The organism is uncultured Buchnera sp., assembly GCF_913776765.1.
In the GTDB taxonomy this organism is placed as follows: domain Bacteria; phylum Pseudomonadota; class Gammaproteobacteria; order Enterobacterales; family Enterobacteriaceae; genus Buchnera; species Buchnera aphidicola_AO.
In genome coordinates, this window is record NZ_CAJYPO010000001.1 from 191,645 (window position 1) to 213,415 (window position 21,771).

The 21,771-nt window shown below is 25.1% G+C and carries 19 protein-coding genes, 1 tRNA gene and 1 pseudogene; 10 read left to right on the forward strand and 11 right to left on the reverse strand.

Annotated features, from left to right (window positions below):
* Positions 1 to 10: 10 nt before the first annotated feature.
* From lon to QZ401_RS01065, 5 genes are all read right to left on the reverse strand, one after another.
* Positions 11 to 2,344 (reverse strand): endopeptidase La, encoded by a 2,334-nt coding sequence (gene lon / locus QZ401_RS01045; protein WP_295164174.1) that lies wholly within the window; start codon positions 2,342 to 2,344, stop codon positions 11 to 13.
* Between the two features lie 185 nt (positions 2,345 to 2,529).
* Positions 2,530 to 3,813 carry an ATP-dependent protease ATP-binding subunit ClpX gene (clpX, locus tag QZ401_RS01050; RefSeq protein ID WP_295164177.1) on the reverse strand — a complete coding sequence of 428 codons (1,284 nt, stop codon included), beginning with the start codon at positions 3,811 to 3,813 and terminating at the stop codon, positions 2,530 to 2,532.
* 83 nt (positions 3,814 to 3,896) lie between these two features.
* Positions 3,897 to 4,490, reverse strand: coding sequence for an ATP-dependent Clp endopeptidase proteolytic subunit ClpP (gene clpP / locus QZ401_RS01055; protein ID WP_295164179.1), 594 nt, complete (start codon positions 4,488 to 4,490; stop codon positions 3,897 to 3,899).
* Between the two features lie 128 nt (positions 4,491 to 4,618).
* Positions 4,619 to 5,944, reverse strand: coding sequence for a trigger factor (tig, locus tag QZ401_RS01060; protein WP_295164180.1), 1,326 nt, complete (start codon positions 5,942 to 5,944; stop codon positions 4,619 to 4,621).
* Positions 5,945 to 6,210: 266 nt separating this feature from the next.
* The gene (locus QZ401_RS01065; RefSeq protein WP_295164181.1) at positions 6,211 to 6,519 is read right to left on the reverse strand and encodes a BolA/IbaG family iron-sulfur metabolism protein; all 309 of its coding nucleotides are present in this window, start codon (positions 6,517 to 6,519) and stop codon (positions 6,211 to 6,213) included.
* A gap of 328 nt (positions 6,520 to 6,847) precedes the next feature.
* Between QZ401_RS01065 and cyoA the strand changes: the two genes are divergently transcribed.
* The 5 genes from cyoA to cyoE are packed head-to-tail and all read left to right on the forward strand — an operon-like array spanning position 6,848 to position 11,517.
* On the forward strand, positions 6,848 to 7,720 hold the full coding sequence (gene cyoA, locus QZ401_RS01070; protein ID WP_295164182.1) for a ubiquinol oxidase subunit II: 873 nt from the start codon (positions 6,848 to 6,850) through the stop codon (positions 7,718 to 7,720).
* Between the two features lie 40 nt (positions 7,721 to 7,760).
* Positions 7,761 to 9,740: a cytochrome o ubiquinol oxidase subunit I gene (cyoB, locus tag QZ401_RS01075; RefSeq protein WP_295164184.1), complete on the forward strand. Its 1,980-nt coding sequence runs from the start codon at positions 7,761 to 7,763 to the stop codon at positions 9,738 to 9,740.
* Positions 9,737 to 10,306, forward strand: a complete 570-nt coding sequence (gene cyoC / locus QZ401_RS01080) for a cytochrome o ubiquinol oxidase subunit III (RefSeq protein ID WP_295164185.1) — start codon at positions 9,737 to 9,739, stop codon at positions 10,304 to 10,306. The genes cyoB and cyoC overlap by 4 nt, the downstream gene beginning before the upstream one ends.
* Positions 10,306 to 10,632, forward strand: coding sequence for a cytochrome o ubiquinol oxidase subunit IV (cyoD, locus tag QZ401_RS01085; RefSeq protein ID WP_295164187.1), 327 nt, complete (start codon positions 10,306 to 10,308; stop codon positions 10,630 to 10,632). Before cyoC ends, cyoD begins: the two co-directional genes overlap by 1 nt.
* 30 nt (positions 10,633 to 10,662) lie before the next feature.
* Positions 10,663 to 11,517 (forward strand): heme o synthase, encoded by an 855-nt coding sequence (cyoE, locus tag QZ401_RS01090; protein WP_295164188.1) that lies wholly within the window; start codon positions 10,663 to 10,665, stop codon positions 11,515 to 11,517.
* Between the two features lie 4 nt (positions 11,518 to 11,521).
* On the opposite strand, the gene QZ401_RS01095 is transcribed toward cyoE, so the two are convergent.
* Positions 11,522 to 11,866 carry a TusE/DsrC/DsvC family sulfur relay protein gene (locus tag QZ401_RS01095; RefSeq protein WP_295164189.1) on the reverse strand — a complete coding sequence of 115 codons (345 nt, stop codon included), beginning with the start codon at positions 11,864 to 11,866 and terminating at the stop codon, positions 11,522 to 11,524.
* Between the two features lie 43 nt (positions 11,867 to 11,909).
* On the opposite strand from QZ401_RS01095, the gene QZ401_RS01100 reads away from it, so the two are divergent.
* The 3 genes from QZ401_RS01100 to dxs all read left to right on the forward strand — a co-directional run bounded on the left by QZ401_RS01100 (position 11,910) and on the right by dxs (position 15,850).
* On the forward strand, positions 11,910 to 13,085 hold the full coding sequence (locus QZ401_RS01100; RefSeq protein WP_295164190.1) for an MFS transporter: 1,176 nt from the start codon (positions 11,910 to 11,912) through the stop codon (positions 13,083 to 13,085).
* A 103-nt stretch (positions 13,086 to 13,188) separates the two neighbouring features.
* On the forward strand, positions 13,189 to 14,073 hold the full coding sequence (locus tag QZ401_RS01105; protein WP_295164192.1) for a polyprenyl synthetase family protein: 885 nt from the start codon (positions 13,189 to 13,191) through the stop codon (positions 14,071 to 14,073).
* 19 nt (positions 14,074 to 14,092) lie between these two features.
* The gene (gene dxs, locus QZ401_RS01110) at positions 14,093 to 15,850 is read left to right on the forward strand and encodes a 1-deoxy-D-xylulose-5-phosphate synthase (RefSeq protein ID WP_295164194.1); all 1,758 of its coding nucleotides are present in this window, start codon (positions 14,093 to 14,095) and stop codon (positions 15,848 to 15,850) included.
* Positions 15,851 to 15,874: 24 nt separating this feature from the next.
* Here dxs and nusB read toward each other — a convergent pair whose 3' ends face one another.
* The 5 genes and pseudogenes from nusB to mltA all read right to left on the reverse strand — a co-directional run bounded on the left by nusB (position 15,875) and on the right by mltA (position 20,047).
* Positions 15,875 to 16,285 carry a transcription antitermination factor NusB gene (gene nusB / locus QZ401_RS01115; RefSeq protein WP_295164851.1) on the reverse strand — a complete coding sequence of 137 codons (411 nt, stop codon included), beginning with the start codon at positions 16,283 to 16,285 and terminating at the stop codon, positions 15,875 to 15,877.
* A gap of 29 nt (positions 16,286 to 16,314) precedes the next feature.
* Positions 16,315 to 17,430, reverse strand: a pseudogene (gene ribD / locus QZ401_RS01120) (bifunctional diaminohydroxyphosphoribosylaminopyrimidine deaminase/5-amino-6-(5-phosphoribosylamino)uracil reductase RibD).
* A gap of 28 nt (positions 17,431 to 17,458) precedes the next feature.
* Positions 17,459 to 18,430, reverse strand: coding sequence for a thiamine-phosphate kinase (gene thiL / locus QZ401_RS01125; protein ID WP_295164196.1), 972 nt, complete (start codon positions 18,428 to 18,430; stop codon positions 17,459 to 17,461).
* 3 nt (positions 18,431 to 18,433) lie between these two features.
* Complete coding sequence (gene ribE, locus QZ401_RS01130; RefSeq protein ID WP_295164198.1) at positions 18,434 to 18,913, reverse strand: 6,7-dimethyl-8-ribityllumazine synthase; 480 nt, start codon at positions 18,911 to 18,913, stop codon at positions 18,434 to 18,436.
* Between the two features lie 30 nt (positions 18,914 to 18,943).
* Entirely contained in the window at positions 18,944 to 20,047 is a 1,104-nt protein-coding gene (gene mltA, locus QZ401_RS01135; protein WP_295164200.1) for a murein transglycosylase A, read from the reverse strand.
* A gap of 123 nt (positions 20,048 to 20,170) precedes the next feature.
* Here mltA and QZ401_RS01140 point away from each other — a divergent pair.
* Positions 20,171 to 20,247: transfer RNA gene (locus tag QZ401_RS01140), tRNA-Met, on the forward strand.
* A 192-nt stretch (positions 20,248 to 20,439) separates the two neighbouring features.
* Complete coding sequence (gene argA / locus QZ401_RS01145; protein WP_295164202.1) at positions 20,440 to 21,768, forward strand: amino-acid N-acetyltransferase; 1,329 nt, start codon at positions 20,440 to 20,442, stop codon at positions 21,766 to 21,768.
* Positions 21,769 to 21,771 lie beyond the last annotated feature (3 nt).

The window sequence follows — 21,771 nt, forward strand, 5'->3', positions numbered from 1 at the left end:
TTAGATTTTTTTATACGTAAGGTGTATTTTCTAACGATATTGTTAAAACTTCTTCAATATTTTTTACCGGATGAATTATTAGTCCTTCAATAATATTTTTTGGGATTTCTTCTAAATTACGTTTATTTTCATATGGTATTAATACAGTTTTGACACCTCCACGATGTGCTGCAAGCAATTTTTCTTTTAGTCCTCCAATTGTTAATACCTTTCCTCGTAATGTAATTTCTCCTGTCATGGCAATATTAGACTTGACGGGGTTTTTTGTTAAAGAAGATACTATAGCTGTACACATTGCAATACCTGCACTCGGTCCGTCTTTTGGTGTAGCACCTTCAGGAACGTGGACATGAATGTCATGTTTTTCATGAAAATCTTTTTTAATTCCTAATTTTTTAGCTTGAGAACGAACTACAGTTAATGCGGCTTGAATTGATTCTTGCATTACTTCACCTAAAGAACCTGTATAAGTAAGTTTACCTTTTCCTGAAACACATGCCGTTTCAATTGTTAACAATTCTCCGCCTACTTCTGTCCATGCTAATCCAACTACTTGTCCAATTTGATTAGAACTATTTGTTTTTCCATAATCAAATCGTTTTATTCCTAAAAATTTTTTTAAATTTTTACTATTTATTTCTATATTTTTTAAAGATTTATTTAAAATTAATAGTTTTACTACTTTTCTACATATTTTAGAAATTTCACGTTCTAAACTTCTAACACCTGCTTCACGAGTATAATATTGAATTATACTAATTATAGCGCAATCGGTAATTGTAATTTCATTCTTCTTTAATGCGTTTCTTTCTATTTGTTTTGGATATAAATAGCACTTTGCTATATTTAATTTTTCGTTTTCTGTATAACCTGAAAGACGAATTATTTCCATTCGATCAAGTAATGGTGCAGGTATATTCATAGAATTAGAAGTTGCTACAAACATAACATCTGAAAGATCATAGTCTACTTCCAAATAATGATCGTTAAAATTTACGTTTTGTTCAGGATCTAGTACTTCTAATAATGCAGATGCTGGATCAACTCTTATATCGCAAGACATTTTATCAATTTCATCAAGTAAAAATAAAGGATTTTTTACCTTTGCTTTTACCATTTTTTGGATTAATTTTCCAGGCATTGATCCAATATATGTACGACGATGACCTCTAATTTCAGCTTCGTCTCGTATCCCACCTAAAGCCATTCTTACATATTTTCTACCTGTTGACCTTGCAATAGATTTTCCTAACGATGTTTTACCAACACCAGGAGGACCTATTAAACATAAAATAGGACCTTTAACTTTACTTGTTCTACTTTGTACAGCTAAGTATTCTAATATTCGCTCCTTTACCTTTTCTAAACCGAAATGATCTATGTCAAGAATTTTTTTAGCTTCTTCAATATCTTTCTTTATTTTTGTTTTTACACTCCAAGGAACTTGGATCATCCAATCAATATAACTTCGTACTACTGTTGCCTCTGCTGACATTGGTGACATCATTTTTAATTTTTGTAATTCTGACTCTGTTTTTTCTTTTGCTTCTTTTGGCATTTTTGAGTTTTTAATTTTACGTTTTAAAACTTTGTTTTCATCTGGAGTTTCGTCCATATCGCCAAGTTCTTTTTGAATGGCTTTTATTTGTTCATTTAAATAGTATTCTCTTTGACTCTTTTCCATTTGTTTCTTAACACGATTTCTGATTCTTTTTTCAACTTTTAATAAATCTATTTCTGTTTCCATTATAGCCATTAAGAATTCTAATCTTTCATTTACGTTGTATATTTCTAGTACTGATTGTTTATCAGCTAACTTCAATGGCATATGAGCAGCAATTGTATCTGCGAGTTTTTCTGCATTTTTTGTATTGCTAAGGGTATTAAGTATTTCTGATGGAATTTTTTTGTTCAGTTTAATATAAGATTCAAATTGATTAATCGTTGTTCGAATTAATACTTCTTGTTCTTTATCTATAATAGCAGGAGAAACAATTAGTTCTACTTCTGCAAAGAAATATTCACCATTATTTTCTATATCTTTAATACAAGCACGTTGCAAACCTTCTACAAGTACTTTCATTGTGCCATCAGGCAGTTTTAACATTTGTAAAATAGAGCTAATGGTTCCTATATTAAATAAATCGTTTGTGCTAGGTTCATCTTTTGATGCTTCTTTTTGCGCAATTAACATGATTTTTTTATCATTATTCATAGATGTTTCAATACACTGGATTGATTTTTTACGACCTACAAATAATGGAATAACCATATGAGGATACACAACTACATCTCTTAATGGTAAAACGGGAATTTTAATGCGTTCAGAACGCTCAGAATTCATAGAGCTCTCTCTTAGTTGAATTTCCGCTATTTATATTTATTAAAAACTGCAATATATTGAAATATGCAGCTATATTTATAATTAAGCCAAGTATATTGGAATGGTCGCTTGACATTTTAATTTGAAGCGTTTGGCAAAATAAAGGGAGAATGCCCTTTTTTGAGATTATCTGATGTCTTTATTTTTTATTCACCGGATGCTTTTTTGGATTTGTTTTTTTCTTCATATATTATTTTCGGTAACGAATGGGAATTTACAACTAATTCATTGATTAATACTTTTTCTACGTTTTTCATAGACGGCAACTCATACATAATATCTAATAAGATGTTTTCAATAATAGATCTTAATCCTCTAGCTCCTGTTTTTTTAGACAATGCTTTTTTTGCAATTGATATAACAGCTTCTTTTGTAAATTCTAATTTTACTTTCTCTAGATTAAACAATGTTTGGTATTGTTTAATTAAAGCATTTTTAGGTTTACATAATATCTTAACAAGAGCATCTTCATTTAATTCGTTTAAAATAGTAACTATAGGTAAACGACCAATAAATTCAGGAATTAATCCAAATTTTATTAAGTCTTTTGATTCCACTTGTTGTAACAAATATTGCTCTGATTCTTTCTTTTTTATCTTTTTAAAACTAGTATTAAAACCAATTGTATTACCAGTATCAATTCTTTTAGAAATAATTTTAGAAAGTTCTGAAAATGCTCCTGCACATATAAATAGAATATTTGAAGTATTAACTTGTAAAAATTCTTGTTGTGGATGTTTTCTTCCACCTTGTGGTGGAATTGATGCTAAGGTACCTTCAATTAATTTTAATAAAGCTTGTTGTACTCCTTCTCCAGAAACATCTCTAGTAATAGAAGGATTATCAGATTTTCTTGAAATTTTATCTATTTCATCTATATAAACAATCCCTAACTCTGCTTTTTTGACATTGTATTTGCATTTTTGTAACAGTTTTTGTATGACATTTTCTACGTCTTCTCCGACGTATCCTGCTTCAGTTAAAGTAGTTGCGTCAGCAATGCTAAACGGTACATTTAATAATTTTGCCAGTGTTTCTGCTAATAAAGTTTTTCCACTACCAGTTGGTCCGATTAATAAAATATTACTTTTACCCAGTTCAACATTATCTGAATTTTTAGAAATGTTACGGATACGTTGATAATGATTGTAAACAGCTACAGATAAAACTTTTTTTGTATGATTTTGACCTACTACATAATTGTCAAGATGTTCTTTAATTTCACGTGGTGTAGGTAAGTAACTTAATTCATCATCTTCTACTTCTTTTGTAGTTTTTGTTTCTTTAACAATATTATTACATAGTCTTATGCATTCATCGCATATATATACTGCTGGACCAGCTATTAATTTTTCTACTTCTTTTTGACTTTTTCCACAAAAAGAGCATTGAAGTAGTTTTTTAGAATTGTCTTTACTCTTATCTGTCATATTTTTTTAACCTTTTTATTAATATATTTATTGATTTTTTGAGTAAATAGATTCTATTTTATTCTCTTTAATAAAAATTTTTGTTAACGTTGAGTTAAAATTAAATCAATTAATCCATATTTTATAGACTCTTTTGCTGATAAAAAACAATCTCGTTCTGTATCTTTATTTATTTTTTTAATAGATTGACCGGTATGAAAAGACATTAATTGATTTAATTTCTTTTTCATTTTTATAATTTCTTGTGCATGAATTTCAATATCTGATGCTTGTCCTTGATATCCACCTAATGGTTGATGAATCATAATTCTTGAATTTGGTAAACAAGATCGTTTACCCTTAGTTCCAGATGAAAGTAAAAAAGCTGCCATTGAACATGCTTGTCCTATACAAATAGTATTAACATCAGGTTTTATAAATTGCATAGTATCGTAAATAGACATTCCTGATGTAATAATTCCACCTGGTGAATTTATATATAGAAATATGTCTTTTTCTGAATCTTCTGCTTCTAGAAATAGCATTTGTGCTACAATCGTGCTTGCCATGTTATCTTCAATGGTACTTGTTATAAAAATTATCCGTTCTTTTAATAATCTAGAATATATATCATATGAACGTTCCCCTCTTGAATGGTGTTCAACTACCATAGGAATTAATACTGAGTTAGATATCATTTAATTTTCTCTATAAAATATTTTAGTATATATTTCGATTAAAATTATTTAAAATTTAATTTTTTTAATACAAAATATATTTTTTAAAAATTATTTTCTTAATATATTAAAATTTAAAAAAAATAATATTAGGTAAAAATTTCTTCATTATGTCTCCAGTTATAATTCATAATTTCATCTAGAGTCCACTGTTTTTTAATAATTTTAACGTTTTTTGTTAAGAATTCCATAACTTGCATTTCTAATTCTATATCTTTTATTGTTTGTTTTAATCTTGCGTTGTTTTTATATATATTAATAATTTCTAATGGTTTTTTATAATTTAAAGATATTTTTTTTATTAATAGTTCTACTCTTTTTTCATTTACTGACATTTGATTATTATTGATAATTTTTTCTATAATTAATTTTATTTGTAATCTTTTTTTAGCTTTTAATTCAAGATCAGTATGATATTTTTTTTCTAAAATATTATCTTTTTTTTCTTTATATTCTTTTATAGATTGATTATATAAAAAATTTATTTCTTCTTTTAATAAAATTGAAGGTATATTTATAGGATTTTCTATTGTTAATTTTTTTATGATTTGATTTTGTAAATAAATTTGAGTTAAATTTTTTATTTGATCAATAATATTTTTTTTTATAGTCTGATAGTTTAATTTAGTCAGTTTATTTTTTTTAATTTTTTTTATATTTTTTTGTATTTCAATATTTTCTTGTTTTTCTTCAATATTTAATATTTTAATTTTAAATGTAATGTCTTTATTATGTAATTCTTCTTCTGGATGAAATTTACAAAAATTTATTTTTAAAAAAATAACATCATTGATAAAATGATTTATTATTTTATTATTTAATTCAGGTATAAAACTATTTTGAGAAACGATAAATTTAAGTTCTTCTGTATCGAATTTTTCTCTTCTTTTGTTATTTTCATAAATACAATAATTAATTGTTACTAGATCGTTAATTTTAACTGCTCTATTAACTTTATTCCACTTGTCTTCTTTGTATTTTTGTTGATCTATGTTTTTTTTTATGTCTTCATCTGTAATATTTACTATTATTTTTTCTGCTTTAATAAGTTTTATATCTTTTATTTCAAATTCTGGATAAACTTCATAGTTTACAGAATATTTAAAATATTCTTTTTCATCTTCATTTTCGTGCATAAAATATTTTGGAAAACCAACAATTTTTATTTTTTCTTTTTCTATAAATTCATAAAAAAATTTTTGCATTAGTTTATTAAATACATCATAATAAACTTTATTACCATATTTTTCTTGTATAATTTTAATAGGAGTTTTTCCTTTTCTAAAACCATTTATTTTTGTTGTTTTGTTAATTTGAACAAATTCTTGTATAAGATTGTTATTAACTATCTTTTTTGGAATCTTAATTGTGACATGATCACCACTTTTTTTGTTGTTTTCCATAAAAAATTTCATTTTTTGCCTCAAATTGTTTTAGATATTCTATAATTTTAAAAAATATTCTACATTTTTAATATTTCATATTAAGATTTTTTTAAACAAAAAATCAATTTTTTTCAAATCTATAAAAATTTCTAGTATATTTTTAATTTAATTAATTATTTTTAGATATTTTTTTAAAAATAATTTAAAGTTTATCTTGCTAGATAATTTTTTTAAACATTTGTTTTCACGATTTGAAAAATATATTAAATAGTTGGCTTCTCAAAACAAAATTTTTTTTATTTTTTAACACATTTTATAGAATTAAATTCTTTATATTTTTTATCTTTCCATTCGTTTAGAGTATAAGTATATAATGTAATTGAATATATACTTTCCTTTTCTATTTCTTTTAAAGATTTAAAAATTATACGGTGTCTAAAAACTAAATTTTTATTAACAAAATCATCACTAACGATAACAATTTTTATATGACTAATTATGTTTGTATTCGTAGAATAGTTATGCAGTTTGCTGTCATCGTAAATACTAATAGAACTTACATTAATTTTAGATTCTAAGTGTTTTTTTATTTTTTTTAGATACATGGAATTATTGTTATATCCTAATTGATTTTAGATAAAAGATGGAAATTGTGATAAAAAATATTTTATATTTATTTATCATATTTTTTTAAAAAAATTTTTTTTGAACAAAAATTCAATGAAGAATTGATTTTATTGATAAAAATATATTTTTTTTATTTTAAATGTTATCAATTTTTAAAAAATAATTCAATTATTTCACAAATTATTGATTTTATAAGAATAATAGTATTCTTTAATTTAATTTTTATTAAATAAAAAATTTAGTTAAAAATAATATTTTGCAAGATAAAAATTTTTAATAATAAATATTATATTTTGAGGTTTTTTGATGATATCTATAAATTTTAATAATTTTTTTAAGACATTATTATTAATTTCTATTATTTTTATATTACACGGTTGCAATAGTGTTTTATTAAATCCTCATGGAACAATCGCTATTCAAGAATGTTCAATATTATTGATATCATTTTTAATGATGCTATTTGTAATAATTCCTGTAATTTTTATGACTATATATTTTTCAGTTAAATATCATGCGTCTAATATAAATGAAAAATATAAACCAAATTGGTCTGATTCTAAAAAAATAGAAGTAGTAGTATGGACAGTTCCAATTGTAATAATTTCTTTTTTAGCTTTTTTAACATGGAATTATAGTCGTATATTAGATCCTCAAAAATCTATATTTTCTAAATATAAACCTATAAAAATAGATGTTATATCATTAGATTGGAGATGGTTATTTATCTATCCTGAATATCGCATAGCAACTATCAACGAAATTATGTTTCCTGTAAATAGACCTATAATTTTTCATATTACTTCTAGTTCTGTTATGAATTCTTTTTTTATTCCATCTCTTGGTGGTCAGATATATGCTATGCCTGGAATGATGACTAAATTGAATTTAATTTCCAATTCTCCCGGAAAATATAAAGGAATATCATCTAATTACAGTGGTAGAGGTTTTTCTAATATGAAATTTACTGCAATATCTGTATCAGATATTAAAAGTTTTGAAAATTGGATTAAAAAAGCACAAAAATCTCCTAAAAAATTAAATCAAATTAATATTTTTAATACAATTTCTTTACCTAACGAAAATCATTTCATAGAATATTTTTCTGATGTTAAGAAAAATTTATTTAATGAGATAGTTAATCAAAATTATTTAAAGAACAAAGTATTCAAACATTAGAAAACTTTAATATAAAATATTGATTGTAGAGGAAATAAAAATGTTTGGAAAATTGACATTAAATGCTATACCTTTTGATGAACCAATTATAATGGTTACATATATTTCCATTATTTTAATTGCATTATGTGTTTCTTTGAGTATTACTTATTTTAAAAAATGGAAATATTTATGGTTTGAATGGTTTACTACGGTAGATCATAAAAAAATATCTATTATGTATGGAATACTTGCATTTATTATGTTGTTTCGTGGTTTTGTTGATGCGATATTAATGCGAACTCAACAGGTAATTGCATCTTCAGGGAGTACAGGTTTTTTGCCACCTCATCATTATGATCAAATATTTACAGCTCATGGTGTTATAATGATTTTTTTCGTAGCCATGCCTCTTGTAATTGGATTAATGAATTTAGTAATTCCATTACAAATTGGAGCTCGTGATGTAGCGTTCCCCTTTCTTAATAATTTAAGTTTTTGGTTGAATGTAAGTGGTGCTGTTTTGCTTACTCTTTCTTTAGGAATAGGTGAATTTGCACAAACAGGATGGTTAGCATATCCTCCATTGTCTGAAGTTAAATATAGCCCAGGAGTAGGAGTAGATTATTGGATTTGGAGTCTTCAAATTTCCGGGATTGGAACTACTTTGACAGGTATTAATTTTTTAGTAACAATTTTAAAAATGAGAGCACCAGGAATGTGTTTTTTTAAAATGCCAGTTTTTACTTGGGCTTCTTTATGTACTAATATTCTCATTGTAATTTCTTTCCCAGTGTTAACTATAACTCTTTTCTTATTAACTTTAGATCGTTGTTTTTCTTTTCATTTTTTTACTAATGATTTTGGTGGAAATGCAATGATGTATGTTAATTTAATATGGATTTGGGGTCATCCAGAAGTTTACATTTTAGTTCTTCCAGTATTTGGTGTTTTTTCAGAAGTAGTTGCTACTTTTTCAAAAAAACGTTTATTTGGATACGTATCTTTAGTTTGGGCCACTTTAGCTATTACTATTTTATCTTTTATTGTTTGGCTTCATCATTTTTTCACTATGGGTGCTGGTTCAAACGTTAATGCTTTTTTTGGAATTACTACTATGATTATAGCAATTCCTACTGGAGTAAAAATTTTTAATTGGTTGTTTACAATGTATCAAGGTCGAGTTTATATGCATTCTTCCATGTTATGGACTATTGGATTTTTGATTACTTTTTCTATTGGTGGAATGACAGGTGTATTGTTATCTATTCCTCCTGTTGATTTCATGTTACATAATAGCTTGTTTTTAGTTGCTCATTTTCATAATGTTATAATTGGTGGTGTTGTTTTTGGTTGTTTTGCTGGAATCAACTATTGGTTTCCTAAATTATTTGGTTTTATTTTAAATGAAGTTTGGGGTAAACGTGCCTTTTGGTTTTGGATAATAGGTTTTTTTACTGCTTTTATGCCATTGTATTTTTTAGGTTTTATGGGAATGACTCGTCGTTTAAGTCAAAATATTGATATTGAATTTCATTTTTTATTATCTATTGCAGCTATTGGTGCTGTTATTATTGGTATAGGTATACTATGTCAAATAATTCAATTTTGGGTTTCAGTACGAAATCGTCATCTTAATTTAGATATTACCGGTGATCCATGGGATGGAAGAACTTTAGAATGGTCTACTTCTTCTCCTGCTCCATTATATAATTTTGCTATTATTCCAAATATTAAAAACAAAGATGATTTTTGGGAAAGAAAACAGAAAAAGAATCAATTTCAAGAAAATCAATATAACGAAATTCATATGCCTAAAAATACAGGACTAGGTGTATTTATTAGCTTTTTTTCTTTACTTTTTGGTTTTTCTGCAGTATGGAATATCATCTGGTTGTGTTGTTTATCTTTGTTTATTGTTATTATAAGTTTAATTTTTAAAAGTTTAGATGAAAATGTTGAGTATACTATATCAGTAAAAGAAATCAGAAATATTGAAAATCGACACTTAGAAAATATTCAAAAAGCAGGTTTAAAATGATACAAGAAAAAATAAAAAATAATAAGTTATTTGGATTATGGATATATTTGATGAGCGATTGTATAATGTTTGCTGTTTTATTTGCTGTATATGCAATTATTTCTTCAAATTTTTCTACAAATTTTATTAATCATAAAATTTTTAATTTATCTTATGTTTTTCTAGAAACATTTATTTTATTATTAAGTTCGTTGTCATGTGGCATGCTGACTATACAAAAAAATAAAAAAAATATTAAAATGATATATTTTTATCTATTTTTAACATTTTTTTTAGGTTTATCTTTTTTATTAATGGAAATAAATGAATTTCATCAACTTGTTCTAGAAAACTGTAGTCCTAGTCGACATGCTTTTTTTTCTATTTTTTTCACTATTATTGGTATTCATGGTATTCACATTTTTTTTGGTTTAATTTTTATATTATCTATTTTTTATCAACTATTTAATTTAGGAATAACTGACACTATTCGTATTCGAATATTGTGTTTTAGTTTATTTTGGCATTTTTTAGATATTATATGGATCTGTGTTTTTACTTTTGTTTATTTAAATGGAGTTATTTAATGAATAAATATGAAAAAATAAAAAATAATTTTAATAAAGAAATAAAGTCTTATATAGTAGGTTTTTTATTTTCTTTATTTTTAACTATTATTCCATTTTTTTGTACTTTAAATCATTTATTTTCTAGAAAAGTGAATTTTTTTATAATTTTACTATGTGCTTTTAGTCAAATTATAGTTCATTTTATGTTTTTTTTACATTTAAGTTTTTCTAAAAAAAATTCATGGAATATTATATCTTTATTATTTGTATTGATTATTATTTTTATTATTGTGTTTGGTTCTTTATGGATTATGTATAATTTAAATCATCATCTTATGTTTTAACTACTACTTACTTGAAAGTATTTTATCTATATGTTAAAAGATTATTTAGAAATAACAAAACCTCGCATTATTATTGGAAATGTTTTTTTAATAATAGGTAGTTTTTTGTTTTCATCTTTTCCTGATTTTAATTTTTTTTTATTTTTCTTTACTGTTTTTGGAACTTCTCTAGTTATTGCTTCAAGCTGTATTTTTAATAATATAATTGATATCGATATAGATAATAAAATGAATAGGACTAAAAACAGAGTTTTAGTAAGAAACTTAATAAGCCCCACATCAGCATTAATTTTTGCTTGTTTTATTGGAATTGTGGGGTTTTTAATATTAGGTTTTTTAGTAAATATTTTATCAATGTTTTTATCTTTTATAGGATTTGTTATCTATGTTTTTTTCTATACATTCTTATTTAAGAGAAAAACAATATACTCAACTTTTATTGGAAGTTTTTCAGGTTCTATTCCTTCTGTTATTGGACACACTGCTGTTAGCAATGATATCAATTTGTTTTGTTTTTTGTTATTTATTACTTTTGTATTTTGGCAAATGTCTCATTTTTACGCTATTTCTATTCTTCATATCAATGATTATAAAAAGGCAGGTTTACCTTTTTTTCCTCTAGTAAAGGGTATTTTAAAAACTAAAAAACATATCTTTTACTATATAATATGTTTTATGATTTCTACTTCGATGTTAACTTTTTTAGGTTATTTAAGTTATATTTTTCTTTTATTTTTTTCTTTTTTTTGTTTTTATTGGTTATATATATCTTATATAAGTATACGAGCAAGAGATGATAAGAAATTTTCTAGTAAATTGTTTTATTTTTCTATCGTAATAGTTACATTGTTTAATTTTTTAATGTCTATAGATTTTATTTTTTAAATTTTTATAAACATTGTGAAGGTTTAGGTACACCAGCTATCTTACTTGCTTGTTTAGCTGGTCCTTCAGGGAAAAGTTTAAATAAATAAATACTATTGCTTTTTTCTCGACCTATTTCTTTTTCTATGCTTGTAATCAACATTCTCATAGATGGTGTTATATTAAATTCGAAATAGAATCTTCTTATAAAATGTATTACTTTCCAATGATCATCCTTCAAAATAATTTTTTCTTTTTTTGCAATTTCTTTTGCTAAATTTATATTCCAATCTGTAGATTTTTTTAAAAATCCTTCGCTATCTTTTTCAATTTTTTCATATATATTTTTTTTATGATTTTTTTTTAACATAACATAAATAAGATGTAAAATTTTAATAATAATTGAGTTGAATATGAAAAATTATAAAATGAATTTTTTAGAATTACAAGTTACATTAAGTTTTTGTGTTGTTTTTTTTCTACGAATGTTAGGTGTATTTGCAGTTTTACCTATTTTAAGCAAATATGGATTACGTTTAAATGATGGAAATAAATTTTTAATTGGATTATCTATTGGTATTTATGGAGTGACTCAAATAATATTTCAAATTCCTTTTGGAATACTGTCTGATAGATTTGGTCGGAAGGAACTAATTATATTTGGTCTTTTTATTTTTTTTATTGGCAGTCTTGTTGCTATTAGTACTAGTTCAATTTGGACTGTAATAATTGGTAGAGCTATACAAGGTTCTGGTGCTATTTCTGGTGTTTCTATGGCATTATTATCTGATTTAATTCGTAAAGAAAATCGTATAAAATCAATTTCTATTATAGGTGCAAGCTTTGCTATTTCTTTTTTAATTTCTATTGTTTCTGGACCAATTATTGCTGAAAATTTTGGTTTTTTTTCTATTTTTTGGATTTCGGCTATATTATCTATTTTTTCTATTCTAACTATTATTTTTTTTATTCCTTCTTCTGATAAGAAAATTTTAAAAAATCAAAAAAAATATATTTTTAAGCAGAAAATACAATATATTTTTAATAAAATATTTATTAGATTTTATCTAGGTGTGTTTTCTCTTCATTTTTTATTAACTATGAATTTTTTAATTTTACCTTATGAGTTTGAACATTCTGGTCTTTTATTACATTATCATTGGATAGTTTATTTAACTACTATAATAATTTCTTTTTTTATTTTATTTTTTATTGTTTTTTATTTTAAATTTCATTTCTTTTTAAAAAATATTATTGAAATATGTGTTTTTTTTATTTTTTTATCATTTTTGTTTTTTTTGTTATCAAATCATAATTTGATATGTTTAATATTTTCTTTACAAATTTTTTTTATTGCTTTTAATATATTAGAAATTTTTTTTCCTTCATATTTAAGTCAAGAGATATCTATAAATCATTACAAAGGAAGTATAATGAGTGTTTATTCTACAAGTCAATTCTTAGGGATAGCTTGCGGAGGTATTTTAAACGGATGGTTATATACCTTTTTTAGTACTAAAGATATTTTTTTATTTGAACTTTTTATTGCTTTTATATGGTTTATATTTAGTTTTTTTTGTAAGAAATAATTTTTTTATAGTATAATTTATATAAATATTACAAAAATTTATATATTTTAAGTTATTTTTTTTTATTGATCTAATAATTGTTCTTTTTTTTAGGTGTTTGAATATGAATTTTTCTCATTTATATGAGATATATTGTAATCGTATAAACAAAAAGTTATTTGAAATAATGCAGGAATTGCCTTTTCAAAATTCTGTTCTTTTAAAAGCAATGAAATACAGTACCCTATCAGGAGGAAAGAGATTACGTTCATGTTTAATATATGTTACTGGAGAAATGTTTCAAGTACATATTACTACACTTGACGTTATATCTGCAGCTGTCGAATTAGTTCATTCTTATTCTTTAATTCATGATGATTTGCCATGTATTGATAATGATCATTTTAGAAGAGGAAAGAGTTCTTGTCATATAAAATATGGTGAAAATTTTGCTTTATTGGCAGGTGATGCATTACAAGGATTAGCATTTAATATTTTATCAAGTAATCATATGCCAGGGGTTCATGATTCCATGCGTTTAAAAATGATTTCTGAATTTTCCAATTCAATTGGTTGTTCCGGGATGTGTATTGGTCAAATGTTAGACTTAGAAAAAGAAACAAAAAATATAAATATATCTGAATTAGAAGAGATTAATTTATATAAAACTGCATTTTTAATTCGGTGTTCTATACGTTTAGCTTATTTTTCTTCAAATCATTTTTCTAAAGAAATTTTATTTATTTTAGATAAGTTTTCAGTTTCTATTGGTTTAGCTTTTCAAATTCAGGATGATATTTTTGATTTAGAAAATGATACTAAAAAATTAAAAGATAAAAAAAATAAAATAAAAAATACATATCCATTATTAATAGGATTAAAAAAATCTAAAATTAAAATAAAAAAACTATATAAAGAAGCTTTTTTTGCATTAGAAAATTTAAAAAAAAAATTTGATGTTAATAAATTAGAATTACTAACACAATTTATCATTAAACGTTTTAAATAAGTTTAATAATGAGTTTCCAATGAACTTTGATATTACAAGATATCCAATTTTATCTTTTGCTAGTTCAGTAAAACATTTGCGGCTTTTATCGATTAAACAATTGCCCCAATTATGTATAGAATTACGAAAATATTTATTAGACGTTATTTCTATGACTCAAGGACATTTTGCTTCTGGATTAGGTGTAATTGAAATTACAGTTGCTTTGCATTATGTTTATAATACTCCGTTTGACAATTTGTTATGGGACGTAGGACACCAATCTTATCCACATAAAATATTAACAGGAAGAGCTAAAAAAATAGCTAGTATTAGAAAAAAAAATGGATTACATTCTTTTCCTTTTAGAGAGGAAAGCAAATATGACACTTTAAGTGTTGGACATTCTTCTACTTCAATCAGTGCAGGTTTAGGACTTTCAATTGCAGCTGGAAAAGAAGGAAAAAATAGAAAAACTATTTGCGTTGTTGGTGATGGAGCCATGACTGCAGGTATGGCCTTTGAGGCGATGAATCATGCGGGTATGATACAATCTGATCTTTTAGTTGTATTAAATGATAATCAAATGTCTATTTCAAAAAACATAGGCGCTTTAAACAAACATTTAAAATTTTTAAGAAAAATAAAAAAAACTAACGAAATTTTCAATTCTTCAATATTTGAAAATTTAAATTTTAAGTACCTAGGTCCATTTGATGGGCATGATATTTTCAAATTAATTAAAGTTTTTAAAGAAATAAAAGATAAAAAAAAGAGTTGTCTACTGCATTTAATTACTAAAAAGGGAAAAGGTTACCCCCCTGCAGAATTAGATCCAATTAAATGGCATACAGTACCTCAATCTATTTCTTCATCTTCTAAAATTCTTACTTATTCAGATGTTTTTGGTTCTTGGTTATGTGAAGTGGCTTCATTGGATAAAAAAATAATAGCTATTACACCTGCTATGTGTGAGGGTTCGGGAATGTTAAAATTTTCTCGTCTTTTTCCCAATCAATATTTTGATGTCGCTATTGCTGAACAACATGCAGTCACTTTTGCAGCTGGTCTCGCTATTGCAGGATATAAACCTGTTGTGTCAATTTATTCTACTTTTTTACAACGTGCTTATGATCAAATTATACATGATGTAGCGTTACAAAAATTGTCAGTTTTATTTGCTATTGATAGAGGAGGAATAGTAGGACATGATGGCCCGACACATCAAGGAATTTTTGATTTATCTTATTTAAGATGCATTCCTGGAATTGTTATCATGACTCCGAGTGATGAAAATGAATGTAGACAAATGTTGTATACAGGTTATATGCATAAAGAAGGTCCTAGTGTCGTTAGATATCCTAAAGGTCAGGGTATTGGAATATCATTATCACCAATGAACCTAATTCCGTTAGGTAAATCTCTTATTAAAAGAATTGGAGAAAAAATAGCTATTTTAAATTTTGGTACTTTGTTACAAAATGCTTATTTGGCAGCAGAAAGTTTAAATGCCACACTTATTGATATGAGATTTGTTAAACCATTAGATACAAATATGATTTTAAGATTATCGTTAAAATATAAATTTTTTGTTACAATTGAAGAAGGCGTTATTGCTGGTGGCGCAGGTAGTGCAGTAAACGAGTTCATTATGATGAAAAAGATTTTACTTCCAGTTTTAAATATTGGATTGCCAGATACATTCATTTCTCAAGGTAGTCAGGAAGAAATTAAACATGATTATCAACTAGATCCAGAAGGAATTCAAAAAAGAATACTTTTGTGGTTATCAGATTAAAATAATGAAATTTTTTTTAATTATTTATTTTTTTATTTTCAATGCCGCTTTATCTAAAACACCATTGATAAACTTATGACTATCTTCAGATCCAAATAATTTTGCTAATTCAATACCTTCATTAATAGATACTTTATAAGGTATATCGTTTCTTTTATATAGTTCATAAAATGAAATTCTAAGAATAGCCTTTTCAATTTGTCCTAATTCTTTTAATGAACGAGATAAATATGGCTTCATTAAATCATCTATACTTTTACAATCATAGGTTATTCCTATGATTAATTCATAAAAATATATAATATCAATATTTTTTTTATTTTTTTCCTTTAGAAATTCTATTGCACTATCTTTTATATTGTTTTGAGAGATTTCCCAAGAATATAACATTTGTAGAGCACAAGCACGAGCTTTTCGTCGAAAATTTGGTTTTATTACCATATTTTTTCCAATTCTATTTTTTTTTAAAATTTTTTGTTTTTAGGTTCTAATTTCAATCGGATATCAGGTCCTATTCGACGAATATCCTTAAAATTAAATTTAAGACAGTTAAATAATTTTAATTTATTATCAAAAATAAATAATGGTTTTGCTTTATGTCCTAATATTTTAGGTGCCATATATATAATGATTTCATCAATTAGTTCTAGTTTTAAAAAAGCACCAGATAAAGTACTACCTGCTTCTATCCATAAATTATTAATTTCTGAATTTCCTAAAAATTTTAAAACAGATAATAAATCAATATTTTCTTTATACGATTTCATTATAATTTGTTTTATGTTTTCTGGCCATATTTCTTTATCTAATTTTAATCGCATTAATAAAATTTTTTCTTTTGTTTGTGTTATTTTATGCGATTTTTTAACACGGTTTTTACTATCTATAATAACTCTTATAGGATGTTGAAATATTTTTTTAGGAAAAACAGATAATGTTTCTTTATTAAAGTCTTTTTGACGTACAGTTAGTAAAGGATCATCGTTTAATATAGTAGTACTACTAGTAAGAATAGCTGAACTTTTTGCACGAAATTTTTGCACATCTTCACGTGAATTTTTTGAAGTAATCCATTGACTTTCTCCATTTTGCATTGCTATTCTTCCATCTATTGACATTGCTAATTTTAGTTGTATTCATGGCAATCCTGTTCTCATTCTTTTAAAAAATCCTTTATTGTACTTTTTAGATTCTTTTGACATTAAACCTGTTTTTACGAAAATACCTTTTTTTCTAAGATACAGAACTCCTTTTCCAGAGACTTTAGGATTAGGATCTAGACTAGCTATTATTACATTTTTTATTCCAGATTGTATAATTGCATCGCAACATGGAGGAGTTTTTCCAAAATAATTACATGGTTCCAGTGTTATATAAGCAGTTGAACCTTGTGCTTTTTTTCCTGCCATTCTTAAAGCATTAATTTCAGCATGATTTTTCCCATATTGTTCATGCCAACCTTCTCCTACAATTTGATTGTTTTTTACTATTACACATCCTACGTTAGGATTTGGAGAAGTCGTAAATTCTCCTAATTTACTAATTTTTATTGCTCGTGTCATATAAAATATATCTTTCATATTTCACCAATATTTTTTTATTTACTTTTTAAATAAAGTGATTGAATCCTGTTTTTTTAAAAATTATTTTTTTTTGATTTTTTATTAAATTAAATCCATTTTCTATCGATGTAATATAACCTATACACGTACATTTGATTACTTTTTTTTTAATGGCTAAATTTAATTTTTTAACATTTTTTTTTGAAATAGTAAAACATAATTCATAATCTTCTCCCGAATTCAAAGCCCAGTTTAAATATTGATTAATCTTAAAGTTATCAGTTAAAACTTTAGAAATAGGTATTTGATTTAAATTAATATCAGCTCCACATTTACTGCTTTTTAGTATATGGCCTAAATCAGAAATTAAACCATCTGATATATCGATAGCGGCATTGGCAATATTTCTTAATACTATTCCTTCAGAAATTCTAGGAATAGGTTTTAGATGTTTTTTGATTAAATAATTGCATATTTTCACATTTTTTAAAAAAGTTTTTTTTTGAAGTAAAGATAAACCTGCAGCACTTTCTCCGAGATTTCCAGTTATATATATTAAATCCCCGTTTTTAGCATTTCCTCGTAGTAATGCATTTTTCCCCTTTATTAATCCATAAATACTCAATGTTATACTTAAAGGGCCAGAATTTGTATCTCCTCCAATTAAATTTAATCCATATTTATTTAAAACGTTAAAGAAGCTTGTACTAAATGAATTAAGCCATGTACTATCAGATTTTGGCATTGTAATAGACAATGTGATCCATTTTGGTTTAGCTCCCATAGCAGCTAAATCACTAAGATTAACTGCTACAGCTTTGTACGCTAAATCTTTCGGAGTTATGTTTTTTAAAAAGTGTTTTTCTTCAACTAAAGTATCAGTGCTAATTGCAAGAAAGTTGTTTTTTGGTATTTTTATTAAAGCACTGTCGTCTCCAATTCCCTTGATTTGATTTTTATCTTTTCTTTGATGATTTTTAAAAAATTTAGATATAATTTCAAATTCGTTATATTCCATAATTTAATTATTTATTTTTTTTAATTTTTTCATAACATTAATCATTTCTAATGCAGCTAAAGCAGCCTCAGATCCTTTATTTCCCATTTTTGTACCTGATCTTTCAATAGATTGTTGAATATTTTCTGTAGTTAATATTCCCATTGTGATTGGTATAAAATACTTTGTGCTTATTTTTGAAAGATTACCATACGTGTCATTTGCAATATGTTTAAAGTGATCAGTACTTCCTTTGATAATTGTACCAATTGCAATTATAGCATCATATTTATTAGTATTTGCAAGATAACTTGCTACTATAGGTATTTCATAAGTTCCAGGAACATATATTTGTAGAATTTTTTCTTTCTCTATTTTGCCTATTCTTGTTAATGTATCTATTGTTCCAGATAATAAATTTTTATTAATAAATTCATTAAATCTGGCTATTATTACAGCAATAGAAGTATTTTTAACGGTAATTCCTGATTGAATTATGTTCATAATTTTTCTTTTTTAGTTATTTTTTTTGAATCAAACTTTAAGTATCCAAGCGTATCCATAATGATTATAGAAACCTGCTAATAAACCAGCTTTTTCTCCGATTCCTTGGTAAATATCAAAGTGTTGTCCTTTAATAACACCTCCTACATCTAATGCAATTAATAAATACATTTCATATTTGTGAGTAAAAACTCCGTTTTTATCAAGCAAAGGTGTTTGTACTAATACTATACTTCCACTTTTTATTATAGATTTATCTACTGCCATCGCTGCTTTTTCAACTAATGGAATTGCACTAGCACCATATGCTTCTTTTCTTCCCGTTTCTTTAAAAAAAACAAAAGATTTATTTTTTTCAAGTAAATTTTGTATTTCCTTTTGATTATGACGTTTGCACCAGTTTTTAATAGTTTGCATCGACATATTTTTTTTTTTTATATCTCCGTTTTTTATTAAAATTTGTCCAATACTTGTATATGGCCAATTATTTTTTTTTGAATAACTAAAAAAAGATAATGGTTTTTTATTACCATAATCTATAAAACCACTACCTTGAATTTCCATAATAAAATTATCTATTAAAGAATTGCTATAAGCTAAAATATATTTTTTTTTCAGAACACCATTGTATATATCTTTTCTCTGTGGTAATTTTTCATTTTTTTTAAAATTAGAAGGCATTCTGTATATTGGATATATAAAATTTTTTCTTTTTATCTTACTTGCTTTTACTATTGGTGTGTAATATCCAGTTATTTTAACGTTTCCATAGTTATCTACACCTTTCATTTGAAACAAATTAATTCCAAATTTACTTAGTTCATTTATATCTGCTTTTTTTTTTAACCATTTTAATACGATGTTGTAAGTAGATATATTTTTTGCATATAAACTTGGAGAAAAAAATTTAATCTTTTCAAGTTGTAGAAGAAATTCTTTTCGATTAACTAATTTAGTTTTTGTGTTTATTTTATTTACATTCGTAAAATTTTTAATTAACTTATTTTTATACTGTTGACCTTGATTTGTATTTTTAGTCGAAAAGGCTGCTGAAAAAATAAAAATTAAAGTCAAGATTATTTTTTTTATATTTTCTTTCTTTTTAATTTTATTAAGTATGTAAAGGTTAAGCATAGCAGTTTTATTAAATATTTTTAAGGTTTTTTAGTAAACAATATATTTGAATTTAAAAAAAAATCATTAAAAAAAAAGGTTGCTTTTTTTTTATCAAAGATGTATTCTTTATTACTAATAAGGCGCGGGGTGGAGCAGTCTGGTAGCTCGTCGGGCTCATAACCCGAAGGTCGTTGGTTCAAATCCAGCCCCCGCAACCAATTTTTCAGATTCTAAAAAAATAATCCCATCTTAAAAAAATATTCCAAATTTTACTTTTTTAAAAATTCATATTACAACTATGACAAAATTTTTTTATTTTTAATTTTTTAAGATAAAATATGTGTTTAAAAAAAAAGTGAATTATATAAAAAATAATATATAGATTTAAATAAAAATGCAAGAGGATTGTTATGAGAGAGCGTACTACTGAATTAGTTCAGGGTTTTCGCCATAGTGTACCCTATATTAATGCTCATCGCGGTAAAAAATTCGTAATAATGTTAAGTGGTGAAGCAATTAAATATGGAAATTTTTCCGGTATTATTAATGATATAGGATTATTGCATAGTTTAGGTATTCGTTTGATTGTAGTATACGGATCTTGCCCTCAAATTAACACTAATTTAAAAGAAAAAAATATTAAAATAACTTATCATAAGTATATACGTATTACTGATTTGTTATCTTTAGAACAAGTAAAACAAGCGGCAGGAAGATTACAACTTGACATAACAGCACGTCTTTCAATGAGTTTAAGTAATACTCCTTTGCAAGGAGCTAATATTAATGTTGTTAGCGGTAATTTTATCATTGCTCAACCTTTAGGTGTGGATGATGGTGTAGACTATTGTCATAGTGGTCGTATTAGAAGAATTGATAAGAAAGCTATTAATTGTCAATTAGAAAATGGAGCAATAGTTTTAATTGGACCAGTAGCTGTTTCTGTGACAGGAGAAAGTTTTAATCTAACTTCTGAAGAAATTGCAACTCAAGTTAGTATTAAGTTAAAAGCTGAAAAAATGATAGGTTTTTGTAGTAAGCAAGGTGTAATTGATAGTCAAGGAAAAACTATTTCTGAATTATTGCCTAATGATATACAAAATAAAATTAAAAAATTAGAGCAACAAGGTGATTATATCTCTTCAACAGTACGGTTTTTAAAAGGAGCAATCCAAGCTTGTAAAAGCGGAGTCAATCGTAGTCATTTAATTAGCTATCATAAAAATGGAGCACTGCTACAAGAATTATTTTCACGTGATGGAATTGGAACACAGATGGTTATGGAATCTGCAGAAAAAATACGACAAGCAAATATTAACGATATTGGAGGTATTCTAGAATTAATTCGTCCTTTAGAAAAAAAAGGAATTTTAGTACGCAGATCAAGAGAACAATTAGAAATAGAAGTAGATAAGTTTACTATTATTGAACGTGATAATTTAACTATTGCTTGTGCTGCGTTGTATCCTTTTTTTAAAGAAAAAATAGGTGAAATGGCATGCGTAGCTGTTCATCCTGATTATCGAAATTCTTCAAGAGGAGATTTGTTGTTAAAAAAAATGAAGTTAAATGCTAAGAGAATGAATTTAAAAAAACTTTTTGTTCTTACCACTCAAAGTATTCATTGGTTTCAAGAAAGAGGTTTTATTTTAGTAGATGTTGAAATGCTCCCAGAAAGTAAAAAGAAAATGTATAATTATCAACGTTGTTCTAAAATTTTAATGATTGATTTATTTTAGATT

Bases quoted from the DNA above. Each gene is read 5' to 3' on its own strand.
- argA (WP_295164202.1), top strand. From the start codon at position 20,440: ATGAGAGAGCGTACTACTGAATTAGTTCAGGGTTTTCGCCATAGTGTA.
- dxs (WP_295164194.1), top strand. From the start codon at position 14,093: ATGAACTTTGATATTACAAGATATCCAATTTTATCTTTTGCTAGTTCA.
- cyoC (WP_295164185.1), top strand. From the start codon at position 9,737: ATGATACAAGAAAAAATAAAAAATAATAAGTTATTTGGATTATGGATA.
- cyoA (WP_295164182.1), top strand. From the start codon at position 6,848: ATGATATCTATAAATTTTAATAATTTTTTTAAGACATTATTATTAATT.
- mltA (WP_295164200.1), bottom strand. From the start codon at position 20,047: ATGCTTAACCTTTACATACTTAATAAAATTAAAAAGAAAGAAAATATA.
- QZ401_RS01100 (WP_295164190.1), top strand. From the start codon at position 11,910: ATGAAAAATTATAAAATGAATTTTTTAGAATTACAAGTTACATTAAGT.
- cyoB (WP_295164184.1), top strand. From the start codon at position 7,761: ATGTTTGGAAAATTGACATTAAATGCTATACCTTTTGATGAACCAATT.
- QZ401_RS01065 (WP_295164181.1), bottom strand. From the start codon at position 6,519: ATGTATCTAAAAAAAATAAAAAAACACTTAGAATCTAAAATTAATGTA.
- clpP (WP_295164179.1), bottom strand. From the start codon at position 4,490: ATGATATCTAACTCAGTATTAATTCCTATGGTAGTTGAACACCATTCA.
- tig (WP_295164180.1), bottom strand. From the start codon at position 5,944: ATGAAATTTTTTATGGAAAACAACAAAAAAAGTGGTGATCATGTCACA.
- thiL (WP_295164196.1), bottom strand. From the start codon at position 18,430: ATGGAATATAACGAATTTGAAATTATATCTAAATTTTTTAAAAATCAT.
- ribE (WP_295164198.1), bottom strand. From the start codon at position 18,913: ATGAACATAATTCAATCAGGAATTACCGTTAAAAATACTTCTATTGCT.
- cyoE (WP_295164188.1), top strand. From the start codon at position 10,663: ATGTTAAAAGATTATTTAGAAATAACAAAACCTCGCATTATTATTGGA.
- QZ401_RS01105 (WP_295164192.1), top strand. From the start codon at position 13,189: ATGAATTTTTCTCATTTATATGAGATATATTGTAATCGTATAAACAAA.
- clpX (WP_295164177.1), bottom strand. From the start codon at position 3,813: ATGACAGATAAGAGTAAAGACAATTCTAAAAAACTACTTCAATGCTCT.
- QZ401_RS01095 (WP_295164189.1), bottom strand. From the start codon at position 11,866: ATGTTAAAAAAAAATCATAAAAAAAATATATATGAAAAAATTGAAAAA.
- lon (WP_295164174.1), bottom strand. From the start codon at position 2,344: ATGAATTCTGAGCGTTCTGAACGCATTAAAATTCCCGTTTTACCATTA.
- cyoD (WP_295164187.1), top strand. From the start codon at position 10,306: ATGAATAAATATGAAAAAATAAAAAATAATTTTAATAAAGAAATAAAG.